We start from the raw sequence: 18,928 nt of genomic DNA, 5'->3' as shown, positions 1-18,928 counted from the left end.
TGATGTTTTTTAGTTTAATCTTCTTCTGAGTCTTCAGGCCTTGTTTCGCCGCCCGAAGTAGGAGGGTTTGGTTGGTTCGGTACTGATGGATCAGGGTCGGACTCATCCGGCTCTACAGTATTACCGCTGCCATTGCCGTTGCCGTTATTTCCATTTCCATTGCCGTTTCCATTGTTTCCATTCCCGTTCCCGTTGTTGCCATTGCCATTGCCGTTATTCCCATTGTTGTTCCCGTTACCAGGCTGTTCCGGTTGTTCTGCTTCATTCGGATCTTCAATGGAGTCATTCGGATCTTCTGGCTCTGTTGTCGCATCGCCTTCGACGAATAATGCAACGCTTGCCGGATCACTTCGTAAATCACCCGAAATGGCTGTAACTGTAAATGTATATTCTTTACCTCGTTCGATGTTAGGTACTTGAATTGCGGTTGCGCTTGTCGTAGAAATGACCGTTGCCGGACCGCCATCAACTTTCATCGATACTTCAAATGTAACAGGATCTGTATCTTCACCGGAACCGTCAAGTGAAGAATGTGACCAGGAAACATCTGCTAGTTGTGCTGCTTCATTGTATGCCGCTTGTAAACTAGTAGGTGAATCTAGATTTTGAGGTACAAATTCCTGCGTATACTCAGTTGGCTCGGTTCCCTTAACAAACAGCTCTGTTGCTTTTTGTGTAGCTGGTGTATATTCATTCGCCAGTTTTAATGGATTCGATCCGACAACAATCGAAGCCGATACGACACTGCTTGGCTGTTTAAATGATGACGACGGGTTATGCTGATTTAAATCCGTCATGATCGATTTAAACAATGTTTGTGGCAACCAGCGCTCTTCCCATGTTGTAATGGCATCTTTACGCTGTGAATAACCGCCCCAAATAGCGATTGAGTAGTTTGTTGTATACCCGGCAAACCATGTATCCGGTACTGAGCCACTCTTTAAATTGAACTTTTCAAATTCATCTGAGCCATAGTTTGTTGTACCTGTTTTACCGGCGATATCAACGCCTGATACTATCGCACGTGTCGCAGAGGCATTGCGTTTGTTACTAACTACATCACGTAAAATATCCGTTACCATATAAGCGGTATAATCACTCATTGCTTTTTTGGATTCCGGTTTAAACGATTTTGATGTTTTTCCATCACGGAAAACAATCTTAGTAATGGCATGCGGACTATTATAAGTACCGTTGTTGCCGAATGCTGCATAAGAAGCGGCCATTTGGACAGGAGAAATATTGACGCGTCCTCCACCTAAAGCCTCGGATTCTGTCAATCCGCTTGACTCAATACCTAAATTGCCTAAAAACTCTTTAGCACGTTCCGGACCAACTTCACGGAAAGTCTTCACTGCCGGAATATTTCGTGATGTATAGAGTGCTTCACGTACTGTCATCGTACCTAAATAGCGGCCGTCCCAGTTCCCGATAACTTGATCTGAACCGGAATACGTAATTTTTTCATCGACCGTTGTTTGACCAGTCGACCATTTTAAATATTCAATGGCAGGACCATAATCAATTAAAGGTTTTAAAGTCGAACCAGGCTGGCGGGTTGTCATATCGTAGGCGAAGTTATAGTTAAACTCACCTGTATAATTGCGTCCGCCGCCAATTGCACGAATTTCACCTGTAGGTGTATCGATGACTGCAACACCGGCCTGCATCTCTTCAGTAGGGAAGTTGCTGTCATTGTTCATCAAATCTTCTACAATCGTCTGTGCTTTTGGGTCTAGCGTTGTATAAACTTTGATCCCTTCGGAAGTCAGTTCGCTATCTCCATTTTTTTCGAGTTCTGCTAAAACGACATCCAAAAATGCAGGATATTTCGTTGTGCTGTTTGCTACACGCTCTTCTTCAGGAATGAGCCCGCCAGTAATAGGTTCCTTTTTCGCTTTTTCCGCTTCAGCCTCGGTAATTTTCCCGTGCTGAACCATTAAGCCTAAAACGATATTACGGCGTTTTTTTGCACGGTCCGGCTTTTTGTATGGGTTATAATTGTTCGGACTTTGCGGCATCCCTGCTAATTGAGCATATTCAGCCAATGATAATTCACTTAATTCTTTTCCGTAAAATTCTTTTGCTGCTGTACCAAAGCCATGAATTCTACCTGACATTAGGATTTTATTAAAGTACATTTCAAAAATTTCTTCTTTACTATATTGACGTTCCAGCTTAATTGCGAGCCAAGCTTCCTGCGCTTTACGCTCCAACTTTTTCTCATTGGTAAAGAATGAGTTTTTTACAACTTGCTGTGTAATTGTACTCGCACCTTGAGCACCAAATCCATCACGGAAGTTGGCAAGTACGGCACCGCCAAGGCGCCACAAGTCAACACCGAAGTGATCAAAAAATCGTGCATCTTCTGTTGCGATAATCGCGTCAATCATTTGCTGTGGAATATCTTCATATTTTACATAATTTCGTTTTTCTGCACCAATTGTTGCAAAAAGTTCTCCATTTATATCATAAAATTCCGATGAAATCGGATCCTTTAATGCATCCTCATCCAGTTCAGGTGCTTTGCTTACATAGTAGCCAAACAATGCGGCACCACTTAAGAAACCAATTACCCCAATTAAAACGATTGCTAAGACAATGCGCTTAATCCATTTCCCTGCAGAAGTTTTCGGTTTTCTGGATTTTTTGTTTTTTTGTTGACGTTCGCGCTTAATTTGTTCGCGTGTTTTTCTATTTTCCGTCACGATGTTTCTCCTCACTTTCACAAACATTATTGTTTGCGATTAACTTTTTTACCGCCTGTAAGTAATCGAGCCTTGGTAAATAGCCTTCGGAAATTTCGATGGCATCCTGCTCAAAAACGGCGATTGGTATAGATTTTCTTCCCCCTTCATCCATTGCTGAAAACCATTTTGCCACAGCATGATACGAAATGACAAAATTACGGTTTAACGTGCTGAATCGTACAATGAAAAACGCAACTCCTCGCTGATTTGTCACGGAATGCATATGATCCATTTGGTGAGGGTGAATGTTTTTTAATGGAAAGGATGTTTTACTATCCGTTTCTTTTGCTTCAAAGTCAATGTAATATCCATTCCATACGCCATTATAATCCGTCGTTGAAGGGGTGCGGAAATAAGCCTCTTTAATAACAGCAGCACTTCTAGCCGGATAATCTACTTTGACGATTTGTATAGGAACAGGTTTCTTGTGTATATTTGCCATATTCCTATGTAAATAAAACATATTTGTTTCATTTAGGTCATCTTCTAAGCTTTTTCCACGGTTACTGTAATTGACGGCTCTTTTATTTTTTTCTTTAGCAACCGATTGAGATTTAGCGGATTCCTTTTTTTTCTCAATCTTTGGCGCACTTTCATAGAGTTTACCGTTTGGATAACGAATCACCATGGAATCACCTTCTTTCCTGGAAGAAATAATACTTTAATAGTGTATCACAAACAATGTACCCGTTAATAATTTTGTAAAAGCTATGCAAAATATAACTTCTTTTAGCGAATGGACACTATTTTTGCCACATGACAAGGATTCCGTGGAAAAAGAAAGAATCATTGTGAAAAGGGGGCATTATATGTCGAAATTATCACGCTTAATCGAACAAGTAGAAATGGCACAAACATTATTATCATTGCAAATGGAACGCGAACAATTAAGAATGAAAGTGGAGCATTTAACCAATCTACTCACAGTTTATCAAAAAGTTAGCTTAGCAGAAACAAAGAGTCAAGTAAAGAATGCCTGTTCGCATATGAGTAGTACAAACGATGAGAATTTGATACACTTAAGAACAAATATACTTTAGCCTGAATGGGCAAAGATGAATAAATTAATAAAAAAGTAGCTGTTGTAGCGAACTATGATATTTTACGCTACAAGGTTAAAACAGATGAAATTACTCGAGGTGCTCTTTATGCAATTAATAGATGAAACATACCAATTAATAGAAGAATGTGATGCGTGTTTACACCGTTTTCATGAAATGCGACGTTTAGACAAGGAGCCGGATTTCTTTAATGAGGTCAAGCCACATGTCGATGAAGTCCATACACGTATTCACGAATGGCAGCAGCATGCGACAAATTGGATAAAAAGCCAGCACCCAAAAAATTTATATGTACAACAAATTGACCACGCAGCCGATGCAATGGAGCAATTTGTTGTACAGTCTTTCTTTAAAGGAACGAGCAAAAAACGGTTTATTCAATCGATCCAATCTGCCCAATATACATTAAAGCTACTCGCAACAAAGGTTGAGGAAGGTGAAGACGATGCTTAGCAAAAAAAGAACCATTTCGCAGCTTGTCGACGAGTGGCAATATGATGAGGAAATGAAGCAAAATATTGTCGCCATGCATACGATTGATGAAAAGCAGGCCCAATATGCAGATTTTCCGTCTAATTTACACCCATCGATCATTAAAGCATTGCATGGGCGCGGTATTGAGCAGCTTTATATCCATCAGCGCCAAGCATTCGACTATGCACAACAGCAAAAGCATTTTACTGCGATTACACCGACTGCTTCGGGAAAATCGTATTGCTACCATCTGCCGGTTTTACAGCAAATTTTAGAAGATCGCTCAAGTCGCGCTATTTATTTGTTTCCTACAAAAGCGCTTGCACAGGACCAGAAATCAGATCTTAATGAATTGATTGAACTGATGGATGAGGATATTTTGAGTTACACATATGATGGAGATACTGCACCAGGCATTCGCCAAAAAATCCGGAAAGCCGGCCATATTGTCATGACAAATCCCGATATGCTGCATTCAGGCATTTTACCGCACCATACGAAATGGGTATCCCTTTTTGAAAACTTGAAGTATATCGTCATTGATGAGTTACATACGTATAAAGGCGTGTTCGGTTCACATGTCGCGCATGTTATAAGAAGACTTCAGCGTATTTGCGAATTTTATGGAAGCAATCCGATTTTTATTTGTACGAGTGCCACAATCAAAAACCCTAAAGAACTAGCGGAAAGCCTGACAAACAGTAAGCATGAGCTGATCGAACAATCAGGTGCGCCTATCGGGAAGAAGACATTTATTTTTTACAACCCGCCGATCGTCCACCCGACATTTGGAGTTAGACGGAGCGCAGTGCTCGAAGTACGCGATATTTCGAAGCGCTTGTTTGAAGCGGGCATACAAACGATTATTTTTGCGAAATCAAGAGTTCGTGTGGAAATGCTCGTGACGTATTTAAAGTCGTTAACATCGAAAAAAATTATGGACGAATCGATTCAAGGATATCGTGGCGGTTATTTGCCGAGTGAACGGCGGGAAATCGAAAAAGGCTTACGAACAGGATCAATACAGATGGTCGTTAGTACGAATGCACTTGAATTGGGTGTTGATATCGGCCAATTACAGGCATGTATTATGACAGGCTACCCAGGGAATATCGCGAGTGCGTGGCAGCAAGCGGGCAGAGCAGGAAGACGTCAGGACGAGGCGCTCATTGTTTATGTTGCGCAATCAACGGCATTGGATCAATATGTTGTCCAAAATCCTAGTTATCTATTAGGAAGTTCACCAGAAGAAGCGCGTATTAATCCGGAAAACCTGTTAATTTTAATGGAGCATCTAAAATGTGCGGCATTCGAACTGCCATTTTCGATGGAAGATACGTATGGGGAATATGAAGTTCAGGAACTATTAGCCTATTTAGAAGAAGAGGGTGTTCTTGTCCGTACAAGCACGAAATGGCATTGGATGAGCGACAGATTCCCGGCACATGAAATTTCACTGCGTTCAGCTGCACAGGAAAATGTTGTCATTATCGATATCTCAACACCTGCCAATACGAAAGTAATCGGTGAAATGGATACGTACAGTGCAATGACTCTTTTACATGAAGAAGCTATCTATTTGCATCAAGGTATTCAGTTCCAGGTCGAAAAACTCGATTGGGAAGAGAAAAAGGCATTCGTTCGGGAAGTGGATGTCGACTACTTTACAGATGCAAATTTGGCTGTCGAGCTGAAGGTGCTAAGTGAAGATAAATCGGCCCCATATAAAAACTCGACAGTAAGTTACGGAGATGTAAGTATCTTAGCTATTCCGACCATTTTTAAGAAAATCCGTTTTAATACACATGATAATATCGGATCTGGTCCGATTACGATTCCTCCAATGGAAATGCATACAAATGCGACATGGATGAGCTTTGAGTTGCCGAATAACTGGACGGAAGAACAACTGACCGATGCGCTGACAGGAGCTGCCTATGCAATGGGAAGCTTTATCCCGTTATTCATCCACTGTGACCGGTCGGATGTGTCGGTAGTCCCGCAAGTAAAAGCGGTTCATAATGAAAAACCGACATTGTTTATTTATGACAGTTATCCTGGTGGTATCGGTTTAAGTGAACGTGTGTACGATGTTTTACTGTCGCTGCTTGAAAGAACAGCTCAGCATGTGGAGAACTGTCCGTGTCAGCAAGGTTGTCCTTCATGCATTGGTGCGCAGGATAGTTTGGGAGAAAACAAAAAACAAGTTATGAAAGTGTTAAATATTTTAATCAACGAAATGATGTGAGAACATGTCGTATGAAAATAAGCTATTGCAAATGAAAAAACTGCTAGGCAAAAAAACGGAGCAAAAAAAAGAGAAACCAAAATTCATCAAACCTGAACCGCCTTTATATAGCGAACAATGGCAACAGGAAGGGCTTGAACTGGTAGAAAATGAATTCGGCATGCTTTTTAAACGGGAAGTGCATTATCCATTTGATTATCAGCACGGTGACTACAAGCTTGGGGAATTGTTTCCTTCCTTAAAGCGCTGGAAGTCCCAAGCTGAGGATCATCCGTTTGCCATTAGCGGTGATGAAACGATCGTGTTTTTTGATACAGAAACAACCGGTTTAAAAGGCGCGGGTACCCATATTTTTTTACTTGGTTTCCTGGAAGCAAATGATGAAGGTTTTACGCTCACACAATATGTATTGGCGGACCCTTCGAATGAAGCGGCACTACTGTTTGAATCAGAGCTATGGCAGCGAAATGTAACGATTGTTTCCTATAACGGAAAAAGTTTCGACTGGCCGCAGCTTCAAGTGCGCTGGACATTGAACCAGCAATTTTTGCCGCCGCTGAAATCACAGCGGCAAATTGATTTGCTGCATAGTACGAAACGACTTTGGAAAGACGATTTATCACGCATGAAGCTTACCCAAGTTGAACAGGATAAGCTTGGGTTTTACCGAATCGGGGATATACCGGGTCATTTGGCTCCGATTATATATTTTGATGCGGTCAAAAGCGGGAATGCGGAAACGCTGATGAAAGTACTGTTGCATAATGAATGGGATTTACTGTCGCTGATTACATTGTATATTCATTCGACGAATTTATTGTTTGATGATATATCAACGGAGTCGGCAACTACGTATACGAATATCGGAAAATGGTTTGGCGATTTGAAAAAGCGGCAAACAAGTACGGAAATACTACAGGCAGTGACGGTACATTTCGAAACAAAAGATACCGGTTATGCACATTTTTATTTGGCATTTGAATTAAAGCGGATTGGAGAAACGGATTTAGCGATCCAATCATTCCAAACAGCACTTCCGGCCATCCCTGTCAGAAAACAGCTGCAGGCATACGAACAACTGGCAATGCTATATGAACATAAATTAAAAGACTACGAGCAGGCATACATTTATACGGAAATAGGGAATAATTTACTTCCTGAAATCCCTTTTCAAAAAGAATCACAGCTGCAAAATCAGCAAAGAAATTGGCAGAAAAGGCTTAGTCGTTTGGCCAATAAAAGAAATAAAAATTTTTTCGACAAATAATGAAAAATTTTTCGACAACTAGAACATATGTAGTCGTCCCATTTGTCAGACCTATGCTATAATAAATCAAAGAAGTAGCGTGATGGAAGGACGAGGAATAATGGATATTAAATTAACAGCTGACCATATATTGGAAAAAGAATTTAAAAAGAGTATGAAAGGTTATAACATTGACGAAGTGGATCAATTTTTGGATCTGATTCGTGAAGATTATGACACATTTACTGCAAAGATTGCTTCTTTAGAAGAGGAAAACGAGCGCTTAAAGCAAGAGCTGGCAAACTCAAGCCGCAAATCGGCGGTAGCTCCTGCTCCAACAGCGAATAGTACAAACTTCGATATTTTAAAGCGACTTTCAAACTTGGAGAAGCATGTTTTCGGGAGTAAGCTTTACGAATAGTTAAACTATTCATGGGAATATTGTTTTTTTTCTATTATTGCAGTATACTTTATTCATACATCAATATTCGAGTAATCGCTGCGACTTTTAAGGTCGTAGAGGAAAGTCCATGCTCACACGGTGCTGCGATGCCCGTAGTGTTCGTGCTTACTGAAAAAATAAGGTAAGGCAAGAGAATTTCTCTTGACGGCGGAAGGAACTCCTAAGTCTTTTAGATACGGACGAAACTTCCTGAAAGTGCCACAGTGACGGAGCTTATAGTGAAAACTATGAGGTGGAACGAGGTAAACCCCATGAGTGAGAAACCCAAATTATGGTAGGGGCACTCTCCTGAAGGAATTGAACGGATGGAGGGACGGTCAGCTTGGCCGTAGATAGATGATTACTACCTAGTCGTACGAGGCGCAAGCTGCTTGAGTACTTAGGAACAAAACATGGCTTATTGATTATTGATGCTTTTTTTTGAACATATAAAAGGGCTCTCCATTCTTTTGTGGAGAGCCTTTCTTAGTAGAAAAAATTATTATAAATATAAAAATAAAGGTTCATGACGGGGAATTAGGGAACTAAATCAATAAAACAATACCTCCTTCTGTCGGAGTGAATATATAAAAACTGTTCTTTATATAAGGGTGAGATGTCTTGAGCGAATTGAAGTCTAATAAATCCATCATACAAGAGCTGGCATTGTCACAGTTTCCAAAAGAATTAATCGAAAGAGTTTTTGAAAATATTGCGGAAGGTATTATGATTACCGATCGATATAGAAGAATTTTATCGATTAATGTTGCTTTTGAGTTTGTTACAGGCTTTAAATTGGAAGAGGTACAAGGGAAGAAACCGTCTATTTTGCAGTCTGGCGTGCATGACAGAGCTTTTTATATTGATATGTGGAAACAAATTGGCAAGGCAGGCATGTGGCAAGGTGAAATTTGGAATAGACGCAAGACGGGTGAATTATACCCCGAATGGCTGACAATACTAGCAATTAAAGATGATGCAGGTAAAATTACAAATTACTGCGGCATTTTTACAGATTTATCTGAACGTAAAATCGTGGAAGACGAACTTGAAAAAAGGGCTCTTCATGATTCATTAACAGATGTGTGCAATCGTTTTGCCTATATTGAACGTATGAATGCACTTCTGGAAGTGACAGAGAACAAGGTGATGCCGATACAGCATGCGGTTCTTTTTATGGATTTAGACCGCTTTAAGCAAGTGAATGATTTGCTCGGTCATGCCATTGGTGATCAGTTATTGGTAGAAGTATCCAAACGCGTGAAAACTTTAGTGAGAAATAAGGATATTTTAGCGCGCTTTGGTGGGGATGAATTTGTCATTACATTAGCAAATATCCAACATCCAAGAGAAGCTGCAAAATTTGCTGAGCAGGTGCTTCGGGTTTTTGAAACGCCGATTAAAATTCACGATCAGGATATTTATATATCGACAAGTATGGGAATCAGCATTTACCCGGCGGACGGTATGACAACAGAACAACTATTGAATCGTGCTGATCGGGCCATGTCATTTTCAAAAGACAATGGGCGCAATTGCTACTCATTTTACTTTGACGATTTGGAAACTGATTCGAATCGAGTGCTGACACTTGATAGTGAGCTCCGTAAAGCGATTGAAAACAGGGAATTTACGCTTGCCTACCAGCCGAAAGTTAGTACCGAAAACAATGAAATTATCGGAATCGAAGCATTAGTACGTTGGAACAGTGAGAAACTTGGCTTTGTATCACCTGCTGAATTTATCGAACATGCCGAAGAATCGGGTTTAATTATCCCACTGAGCGAAATGATTTTCGAGCTTGCATGTGAAGGCTATCATCAGCTTGTTTCTGCCGGGTACCCAAATGTACCGATAGCAGTAAATGTTTCGAGCATTCACTTCCAGCAGCAAAGCTTCTTAGATTCGGTTCAAAAAATTTTAGAGCGGAATAATGCTTCGGCACAGAGCTTTGAAATCGAAGTGACTGAGCGAACAGTGATGAACAGTGCGCAGGAGACAGTGAGTAAACTAGTAAAACTGAAGCAATTAGGTTTTAAGCTTTCGATCGACGACTTCGGGACAGGGTATTCTTCATTAAGTTACTTAGTGCGATTCCCGCTCGATGTGCTGAAAATTGACCGCAGCTTCATTCAGCATATTTGCTCGCTTGATGATAAGCAGGCAATTGTCGATGCGATTATTCAAATGGCGCATCGCCTGCAAATGAAAGTAGTAGCTGAAGGTGTGGAAACAAGCCAGCAAGTCGATTTGCTTAAATCGATGGGCTGTGATTATATACAAGGGTATTACTACAGTAAACCTTTGCCTATGGAAGAATTAATCGACTTCATCCAATATTGGGAAGTCGAGCATCAAGGAAGGATTTAAACGCATGACAAAATTTAATTTAGTTGCAACAGCTGCGATGGGCCTAGAGGCAATTGTAGCAGAAGAAGTACGTGATCTAGGATACGAAACGCGTGTCGATAACGGCAAAGTATATTTTGAAGGCGATGAGATGGCGATTGCTCGCACGAATCTATGGTTGCGTGTAGCAGACCGTGTGAAAATCGTCGTTGCCCAATTCCCGGCTAAAACATTTGACCAGCTATTTGAAGGTGTAAAAGCTGTTCAATGGGAAAAATACTTGCCGGTGGATGCAAATTTCCCGGTGTCAGGTAAATCGGTCAAATCAACATTATTCAGTGTACCGGATTGTCAGGCAATCACGAAAAAAGCGATTGTTGAACGAATGAAGCTTGCCTATAAACGTTTAGGGTTTTTAGATGAATCCGGCCCGACATTTAAAATCGAAATTTCGATTTTAAAAGATATGGCAACATTAACGATTGATACATCGGGTGTAGGCTTGCATAAACGCGGATACCGCACGACACAAGGTGAAGCACCATTAAAAGAAACACTTGCAGCAGCATTAGTGAAAATTTCAAAATGGTCACCAAGCCGTCCGTTCGTAGACCCTTTCTGTGGTTCGGGAACGATTGCATTGGAAGCGGCTATGATAGGCCAAAATATCGCACCAGGCTATAACCGTGAATTTATTTCGGAATCATGGCCATGGATGAAGCAGGATATTTGGGATAAAGCGCGTGATGAAGCGGATTCTTTAGCGAATTATGATCAGGAATTAACGATCATCGGTACAGATATCGATCATAAAATGGTTGCCATTGCGCAAGAAAATGCACTTGAAGCAGGCTTTGGCGATCTATTAACATTCAAGCAAATGCAGGCGACAGATTTCACAACGAAGCTGACAGACGGGGTTATTGTTACAAACCCTCCATATGGTGAGCGTATCGGTGAAGTAGAAGAGATCGAGAAAATGCTGCGCCAGTTTGGTCAAGTTATGCAAAACTACCCAACATGGTCAGTATACATGCTGTCATCAATGGAAGACTTTGAAGTACATTACGGTAAAAAAGCGACGAAAAAGCGTAAATTATTTAACGGATTCATCCGCACAGATTTATACCAGTATTGGGGTCAAAAATCTAAGCGCGAAAATTAATAACGAAGAGCGTGTCCGAGAAGACATTCCGGAGAGCGCTCTTTTTGTTGCATATTATTAGTCTTTTTTATGTGAATCGTTGTATAATGATAAGTACGGAATTTTTTAATATAAATTGTAAATTGTTATTATTTGCGGGAGGAATTGTATATGTTCCTTCCGCCTCATATTGAGGGGGAACATCCATTTGAGAAAATCTTTACCTTTTGAATTATCGAGAGAGAAAACTTTCTTCGACTCTTTAGGCGATTGGTTAGGCGATGTCCTGTATGACGAATTGCCTGAACGAGGATTTGAATGCCGTGACGAACAAATTTTCATGGCTTACCAAATAGAGCAAGCTTTAAAAGAAAAGAACGTGTTATTTGCGGAAGCTGGGGTAGGAACAGGAAAAACAATTGCCTACTTATTACCGGCAGTATCTTATGCACGTTATACAGGAAAACCGGCACTTATTGCCTGTGCAGATGAAACTTTAATCGACCAGCTCGTAAAAGAGGGCGGCGATATTCATAAACTTCGTGATGTATTAGGACTGGATATTGATGTCCGTCTTGCAAAATCACGTGACCAATATTTATGTTTAAAACGCTTTGAAGAAGCGGAAAAAACGGAAACAGAAGAGTGGATTGATGATATTGCATTTTCAATTCCGGATGGGGTATATGCACAGGGCAGTATGATTGCCGTGCAGCCATACGGGGAGCGCTCGGATTATCCGTTAGTGACGGATGAAGACTGGGAGAAAGTAAACTACAATTCAATCATGCAATGTGCGGTTTGTGATTTACGTAATCGTTGCGGCCAAACATTACACCGTGCACATTACCGTAAATCGACGGATCTTATCATTTGTTCACAAGACTTTTTAATGGAGCATTTGGCGACAAAGGAATCACGTGAACGTGAAGGGCAATTACCGCTATTACCGGAAGTTTCAATGATGGTGCTTGATGAAGGACATTTACTTGAATATGCAGCCCAAAAAGCATTAACGTACAAAGTTCAGGCGTATACGATTGTAGAGTTATTGGAACGATTAATGGTAGATGGTGTTCGTGAGCGTACATTATATGCGATGGAACATTTACAAGATCACCATGAACTGTTTTTTGACCAGTTGCGTGAAGATGTCATTAAATCAGAAGAAGACCGTAAACGTATTGTGAAATCAGAGCGACTGATCCACTTAGGCGAGCGCGTCATTGCATATGTCGATCAGCTGCTGGAAGAATTCGTTTTTGAATCGGAACTCTATATGATTCCGGAATATGAGCTGAATATGGCGGAAGAGTTTTTAGAGCATTATGTAGCGGCAATTCGTATTTTTGTTGCACAAGGCGATGCTGTTGATTGGCTGGAGGATAATGATGGAGAAGAGACGCTCGTCATTATGCCACGCCTGATTACAGATGTTCTTTCTGAAACGTTATTCTCGAAAAAAATGCCAATCGTGTTCTCATCGGCTACACTATCGGTAAATAAGGATTTCAGCTATATCGCATCAAGCTTAGGCATCGAACAATACCAAAGCTTCAGTGTACCATCACCGTTTGATTACGAAGAAGTAATGAAAATTTATTTACATGAACTTTCGCAATCCGAAAAAACTGCAAAAGTAGAGCAGCTTTTGAAAGATGGTAAACAAACATTAATTTTATTTAAATCAAAACAGGCAATGAATCACTTTAAATCTAATGTTGGTTTAATGGAACGCTTAAATATCGCATTTGAAGGTGACCGTGAGCTTTCGGCAATTGTCCGTGAGTTCCAAAACGGTGAAGTGAAAACATTATGTTCGTATCATTTATGGGAAGGCTTGGATTTACCGGAAGAAGCGTTAACGCGCGTCATTATTTTCGACTTGCCATTCCCGCCGCATGACCCATTATTTGATGCAAAACGTTCATTTGCACAAAATCCATTTGAAGAAGTTGAGTTACCATTCATGCAGCTTCGTCTTCAGCAAGGAATGGGCCGTCTAATTCGTACATCGAATGATCATGGTGACATTCATATTTTATTAAATAATGAAGAAGCAAGCGTGAAATCACACTTCACAGATATTTTAGCAGTGGATCCACAATAATGTTCAACCCCGTTCGAGTGTTTCGAGCGGGGTTTTCCTTTGGATTTGTAGGGCGCGCTATTTTCTAATAAGTAGTAGTGATGTTCTAATTTAATAAAAAATCTTCTAATAAAATGCTGATTTTCTAATAAGTGAATCATTTCTTTTTAATATGAAGATGAAAAGTTCAAAGATAGTAGTGAAATCTTCTAATAATTATTAGGGTTGTTCTAATATCCGTAAATTTCTTCAAATAAAAAAAACCTTTCATTGAAAGAATCAACAAAAGGCAAAAATGATTTACTCTTCTTCTTCAGTATCAATTGTATATAGAATAATTAAATCCCCGATACCTTCTAAAGTAGCAGGTATTTTAAATGCTTGCTTAAAGCCGTATAATTTTGTATGACCAACCATCACGGTAGGTGGCGTAATATCAAGTTCCAAATCATGTTGGACTGTGTATGTACATAAATTACCGGCAATCATATTCCCGAGTTCGCCTGTAAAGGACTCAAGCATAGCACCTTCTAAAGGCATTCCGAACATCGCAGAGCCGATTGCACTAAAACTTTCCGGTGTGCCGTCAATGATAATGCGTCCTTTAACATCACCAACTAATCCTATAAGCACACCCATCTCAAGTTGTTCGTACGGTTCATTTATGATGGAAGGAGATTTCACATCTATAATCATAGGTAATATAGTTTTTAGTGAATGGATTGTCCCGTTTAAAATAGTTTGAATATGCGTCGAATTACTCAATAATAATTTCTCCTTCCTAGACTTTTAATTCATATTAACATGTTGTTTCGGTATATGTATAGAAGAAAATTAAAAGACACTGTATTGACAGAAAATTTCGGAGCATATATAATGAAAATGATAATTATTATCAACTAATGGGGCGGTGTTTAAAATGTTGTATGCTTTTATTGGAGCAACAGTGATCGTTTATGTGGCAATTGGAAACTATGTTATGAAAAATACAGCAAATTAAAAATAAAATATTAAAAACTATTCATCGCATTGTCATATTGACAATGCGATTTTTATGTAATAGAGTAGAAATTTCATGAAATATGTTCCAAAATAGGAAGTATAGATATTTAATAAGTGAGGTCATCACATTGGTCAACGTTGTAAAGAGAAATAATATTTCGATCAAGGGTAAGGGAGAGCAAGTTTTATTATTTGCGCATGGGTTTGGCTGTGATCAAACTTTATGGCAAAGTTTGATTTCTTATTTTGAGGAATCGTACAAAATTATTCTTTTTGATTATGTAGGTGCTGGTAACTCCGATATAACGGCATATGATAGGGTGAAATATAATAGCTTAGATGGTTATGTACAGGACGTCATTGACATTATTGAGGCATACGATCTTAAAAATATTATTTTTATTGGTCACTCTGTAAGTTCGATGATCGGTATGCTCGCTGCTATAAAAATGCCGCAATACTTTTCAAAGCTTATTATGATAGGCCCTTCCCCTTATTATTTGAATGATGGAGATTATAAAGGGGGATTTGATCGAAGTGAAATTGATGAACTGCTTGTAACAATGGAAATGAACTTTGAAGGTTGGGCAAGCTATTTGGCCCCAATTGCAATGGATCAATCAAGTGATTCACCATTAACAAAGAGACTTGAAGAAACATTTGTATCAACGAATTCAAGTATTGCGAGACAGTTTGCAGAAGTCACTTTCTTTAGTGATTCACGATATCGATTAGGGGAGACGCAAATTCCTATATTAATCCTGCAATGCGCGAATGATAGTATTGTACCGATTGACGTAGGCTATTATTTAAGCGCTCATATTCCGAACAATGAATTGGTAATATTAGATACTAGGGGTCATTATCCACATTTAAGCGACCCGAAATTAACAGCAGAAATCATATTAAACTATATAAAATAAGAATAGGGGCGTATGCATCGATGGAGAGACGTCTAGCTCAATTGCCTTGTGGATATATTGTTACAAACGAGCAATATACAATTATTGATGTAAATGAAACATTTTTGCAATGGACAAATTACAGGCTTGAAGAGTTATATGGACAACATCTTGAAAAGTTGTTTTCATCCAGTAGTAAATTAATTTTCCATTCGTATTTTTATCCTAATATGGCAATGTATCAATTTGTAGATGAACTTTTTATTAATATACAGAATGCTGCTGGACAAACAATGCCATGTTTAGTCAATGCAAAACAAGTAAATAAGGAAGGTAAGAATTTTGTCGATATTGTCATGATGCCAATGAACAAGCGAATTGAATATGAGCGTGAAGTTCGACAAGCGAAACTATTATTGGAAGAAGCATATAACGAAAAAACAACCGCCCATGAACATTTGCAGCGAATTAATAAAAAAATTGAAGAGAAACAGCAGCAATTAATTCAACTGAACGAAGAACTACAGTATATTTCCAATACAGACAACTTAACCGGTATTGGCAATCGCCGTTTTTTCCAGCAAAAGCTTCAAATCCATATTGAGCAGTTTGATAAATATGGAATTCCATTTTCCTTGCTCGTAATGGATATTGACCATTTCAAACAGGTGAATGATATATATGGGCATGCAATAGGAGATTTGGTTTTAGCACAATTAGGAGTTCTATTGAAAACAGCTGCTCGTGACCAGGATATTCCTGCACGATTTGGGGGCGAAGAATTTATTTTACTGTTAGGCCAAACAGATGAAGAGAAAGCGTTTGAAATTGCCCAACAGTTGATTAAACAGTTTGAGAAAACAATATGGCCATCAGTTGGTCGGTTAACGGTAAGTATCGGCTGTACAACATTTAAAAAGGGTGATACTGAGAGCTCTGTTTTTGAACATGCGGATGATGCACTCTATGAATCAAAGCGAAATGGACGCAACCAGGCAACACAGTATGAAGCGATGAAAAGGATGTAGCTTTCTTTTTAGTTTTAGGATAATAGATACATACAATAAAAGGCTATTGAATTAATTACTTCATTAGCCTTTTTAATGTCGATGAAGTTTTCGTACAATTACATTTTCTTAATAGCTAAAGCCAATGTTCAATACAAGTAATTGATTGGTTGATCGTATCCAGACGGATTTTTTTGCCGATCGCCAAAGGGAACATCGGGTGGGTATGGGCACAGTCGATATCGGCAAGAATAGGAATAGTTTTATCATCCAGCTGTTCCAATAACAGGTCAAGCGGCAGCTTGCCTGTCCCTTCATCATCAAAGAGCTCGTGTTTTCCAAGGATAATACCGCCAACTTTGTCGAATATCCCGTGCAATTTCAACATCGCAAAATTCTTTTCTACAGTTGACGCACACTTCAATGAATCCTCAATGAGTAATATATCACCGGTATTAATAACAGGAAAATAAGCTGTTCCGATGAAACCGTACATTGTATTATTATTGCCGCCTATTAAACGCCCTTCAACAACACCTTCATGAACACTGATCCATTTATTTGAGTAGAGTGTTTTTGGCTTCTCATAATCTAGCCAGTTAATCATTTCATCTGACCAAATTCGTGGCATTGGAATCGAGTACGGAACGCTTGGTTGACAAAAATAGCGGTCAAAATAATTGTATGTTTCATGGACAAGCGGCTCAAATTCTCCGAACGAAGGGATGAGTGCCGGACCGTAAAATGTAGGAATATTCGTTTTGGCAAAAAGAGCCAATAAAATTGCAGTAGTATCAGAGTAGCCGACCACAATTTTCGGGTCATTTTTAAACGCATCGTAATCTATATAGGGGAGAAGGCTATTCGAATTCGTACCGCCGATTGAGGACATGATCATTTTAATTGATGGATCTCTTAGTAGCTGATTAAATTCTTCAGCACGTTCCTTTGGCGTCCCTGACCGATAGCCATCTTGTTTACCTGTAAGATTACCCTCGATAATTTGAAATCCTTTTTCCTCCAAAAATTCTTTACCGCGACCGTATCGCAACTTTGCGGTAGTTGTTGCCGGTACAGAAGATGAGAAAATGCCGATCTTATCTCCACGTTGTAATGGATGAAACATATAATCACCTATCTTTGCTAATTTATAGTTTCGGGTATATGTTAAAATTATACAATATATTCGCGCAGAAAAAAGGAAATAATAAATGTAGAGTATATGATAGAAAATGAGGAGGTGAGCAGCTAGTTACGGCAACTAGTGTCCAATGAACAAATTACAAAAAATTTATGATCAGGCAAAGCAAATGACAGCAGGTGGTAAGGTCGCCTCATATATACCAGCACTTGCTGCAGCAAATAGCGATTTGTTTGCGGTGAGTTTACTAAGTACAGAACAGGAAATTGAATTAGGTGATTGTACAGAAACTTTTACACTTCAAAGTGTCGTGAAAGTAATCAGTTTTATGGTTGCTGCAAATCATCACGGTATTGAGGAAATCATGCATTATGTTGATGTGGAGCCGACAGGAGACTCATTTAACTCAATTGTGCGATTGGAAGGGCATAATAATAAGCCTTTTAACCCGATGATCAATGCAGGGGCGATAACAATTGCTTCGTTACTTCCGGGTGAGACAATGTTCGAAAAAGTGAAATCTGTGACGACTTATTTAGAACGCATGATCGGAAAGAAAGTGCATATTAATAATGAAATCTATTTTTCGGAATACCAGTCAGCTGATTATAATCGGGCAATCGCCTATATATTACAGGCGAACGGTTTCCTGAAATCTGATGTTGAGGAAGCTCTCCAAGTCTATTTACAGCTTTGCTCGATTTCAGTAGATGTGACCGACTTAGCGAAAATGGCATTTTATTTTGCGACTAATGGAAAAGATAGTGAAGCTTGCTGCAATAAAGAGGTAATTAATATTGCAAAAGCTTTAATGCTCACATGCGGCATGTACAATGCATCCGGAAAATTTGCAGCGTTTGTAGGGTTGCCGGCAAAAAGCGGTGTATCCGGTGCAATCATTGCCGTAGTCCGTAATGGTGAAATAGAACAACTGCAAGGTCCGATTGGAATTGGCATTTATGGACCAGCCATTGATCAAGTCGGCAATAGTGTAGCGGGTATCGAGTTTTTGATGCATCTGTCAAAGGAATATGATTTGTTTTGTTTATAACAGGAAAAGGAACATTCTCTCA

General features: G+C 39.4%; 15 protein-coding genes and 1 other RNA gene. 12 read left to right on the top strand and 4 right to left on the bottom strand.

From position 1 onward, the window contains the following. Nucleotides 1-14 precede the first annotated feature (14 nt). Both ACQKN3_RS07690 and recU read right to left on the bottom strand, forming a co-directional pair. Nucleotides 15-2,708 (bottom strand): PBP1A family penicillin-binding protein, encoded by a 2,694-nt coding sequence (locus ACQKN3_RS07690; protein ID WP_251688820.1) that lies wholly within the window; start codon nt 2,706-2,708, stop codon nt 15-17. Beyond that, nucleotides 2,695-3,378, bottom strand: a complete 684-nt coding sequence (gene recU, locus ACQKN3_RS07685; protein ID WP_251688818.1) for a Holliday junction resolvase RecU — start codon at nt 3,376-3,378, stop codon at nt 2,695-2,697. Before recU ends, ACQKN3_RS07690 begins: the two co-directional genes overlap by 14 nt. A gap of 181 nt (nt 3,379-3,559) precedes the next feature. Between recU and ACQKN3_RS07680 the strand changes: the two genes are divergently transcribed. The 9 genes from ACQKN3_RS07680 (at nt 3,560) to ACQKN3_RS07640 (ending at nt 13,824) form a co-directional block, all read left to right on the top strand. Beyond that, nucleotides 3,560-3,790 (top strand): molecular chaperone, encoded by a 231-nt coding sequence (locus ACQKN3_RS07680; RefSeq protein ID WP_251688817.1) that lies wholly within the window; start codon nt 3,560-3,562, stop codon nt 3,788-3,790. A 108-nt stretch (nt 3,791-3,898) separates the two neighbouring features. Beyond that, nucleotides 3,899-4,264: a YppE family protein gene (locus ACQKN3_RS07675; protein ID WP_251688815.1), complete on the top strand. Its 366-nt coding sequence runs from the start codon at nt 3,899-3,901 to the stop codon at nt 4,262-4,264. Continuing rightward, nucleotides 4,257-6,533, top strand: coding sequence for a DEAD/DEAH box helicase (locus ACQKN3_RS07670; protein ID WP_427710611.1), 2,277 nt, complete (start codon nt 4,257-4,259; stop codon nt 6,531-6,533). Before ACQKN3_RS07675 ends, ACQKN3_RS07670 begins: the two co-directional genes overlap by 8 nt. Nucleotides 6,534-6,537: 4 nt before the next feature. After that, on the top strand, nt 6,538-7,800 hold the full coding sequence (locus tag ACQKN3_RS07665) for a ribonuclease H-like domain-containing protein (protein WP_427710609.1): 1,263 nt from the start codon (nt 6,538-6,540) through the stop codon (nt 7,798-7,800). A 100-nt stretch (nt 7,801-7,900) separates the two neighbouring features. Continuing rightward, nucleotides 7,901-8,200 (top strand): cell division regulator GpsB, encoded by a 300-nt coding sequence (gpsB, locus tag ACQKN3_RS07660; protein WP_079528712.1) that lies wholly within the window; start codon nt 7,901-7,903, stop codon nt 8,198-8,200. Nucleotides 8,201-8,263: 63 nt separating this feature from the next. Then, nucleotides 8,264-8,647, top strand: an RNA gene (gene rnpB / locus ACQKN3_RS07655) — RNase P RNA component class B. Nucleotides 8,648-8,842: 195 nt separating this feature from the next. Next, the gene (locus ACQKN3_RS07650) at nt 8,843-10,591 is read left to right on the top strand and encodes a putative bifunctional diguanylate cyclase/phosphodiesterase (protein ID WP_427710607.1); all 1,749 of its coding nucleotides are present in this window, start codon (nt 8,843-8,845) and stop codon (nt 10,589-10,591) included. A gap of 4 nt (nt 10,592-10,595) precedes the next feature. Next, on the top strand, nt 10,596-11,735 hold the full coding sequence (locus ACQKN3_RS07645) for a THUMP domain-containing class I SAM-dependent RNA methyltransferase (RefSeq protein ID WP_251688807.1): 1,140 nt from the start codon (nt 10,596-10,598) through the stop codon (nt 11,733-11,735). 187 nt (nt 11,736-11,922) lie between these two features. Continuing rightward, the gene (locus tag ACQKN3_RS07640) at nt 11,923-13,824 is read left to right on the top strand and encodes an ATP-dependent DNA helicase (RefSeq protein ID WP_251688805.1); all 1,902 of its coding nucleotides are present in this window, start codon (nt 11,923-11,925) and stop codon (nt 13,822-13,824) included. 279 nt (nt 13,825-14,103) lie between these two features. Here the strand turns inward: ACQKN3_RS07640 and ACQKN3_RS07635 are convergent, their stop codons facing one another. Then, on the bottom strand, nt 14,104-14,568 hold the full coding sequence (locus tag ACQKN3_RS07635) for a chemotaxis protein CheX (protein WP_427710604.1): 465 nt from the start codon (nt 14,566-14,568) through the stop codon (nt 14,104-14,106). A 365-nt stretch (nt 14,569-14,933) separates the two neighbouring features. Between ACQKN3_RS07635 and ACQKN3_RS07630 the strand changes: the two genes are divergently transcribed. Beyond that, nucleotides 14,934-15,728: an alpha/beta fold hydrolase gene (locus tag ACQKN3_RS07630; RefSeq protein ID WP_427710602.1), complete on the top strand. Its 795-nt coding sequence runs from the start codon at nt 14,934-14,936 to the stop codon at nt 15,726-15,728. 20 nt (nt 15,729-15,748) lie between these two features. Continuing rightward, the gene (locus ACQKN3_RS07625; RefSeq protein WP_427710600.1) at nt 15,749-16,735 is read left to right on the top strand and encodes a diguanylate cyclase; all 987 of its coding nucleotides are present in this window, start codon (nt 15,749-15,751) and stop codon (nt 16,733-16,735) included. Nucleotides 16,736-16,850: 115 nt separating this feature from the next. Here the strand turns inward: ACQKN3_RS07625 and ACQKN3_RS07620 are convergent, their stop codons facing one another. After that, a complete protein-coding gene (locus ACQKN3_RS07620) occupies nt 16,851-17,840 on the bottom strand; it encodes a S66 family peptidase (protein WP_427710598.1) in 990 nt (329 codons plus the stop codon). A gap of 145 nt (nt 17,841-17,985) precedes the next feature. Between ACQKN3_RS07620 and glsA the strand changes: the two genes are divergently transcribed. Then, nucleotides 17,986-18,906, top strand: coding sequence for a glutaminase A (glsA, locus tag ACQKN3_RS07615; RefSeq protein ID WP_427710596.1), 921 nt, complete (start codon nt 17,986-17,988; stop codon nt 18,904-18,906). Nucleotides 18,907-18,928: the final 22 nt, after the last annotated feature.

This window comes from Solibacillus sp. NPDC093137, assembly GCF_050280445.1.
In the GTDB taxonomy this organism is placed as follows: domain Bacteria; phylum Bacillota; class Bacilli; order Bacillales_A; family Planococcaceae; genus Solibacillus; species Solibacillus isronensis_B.
The sequence above is the reverse complement of the archived record's forward strand: the minus strand, read 5'-3'. Positions and strand labels throughout refer to the sequence as shown.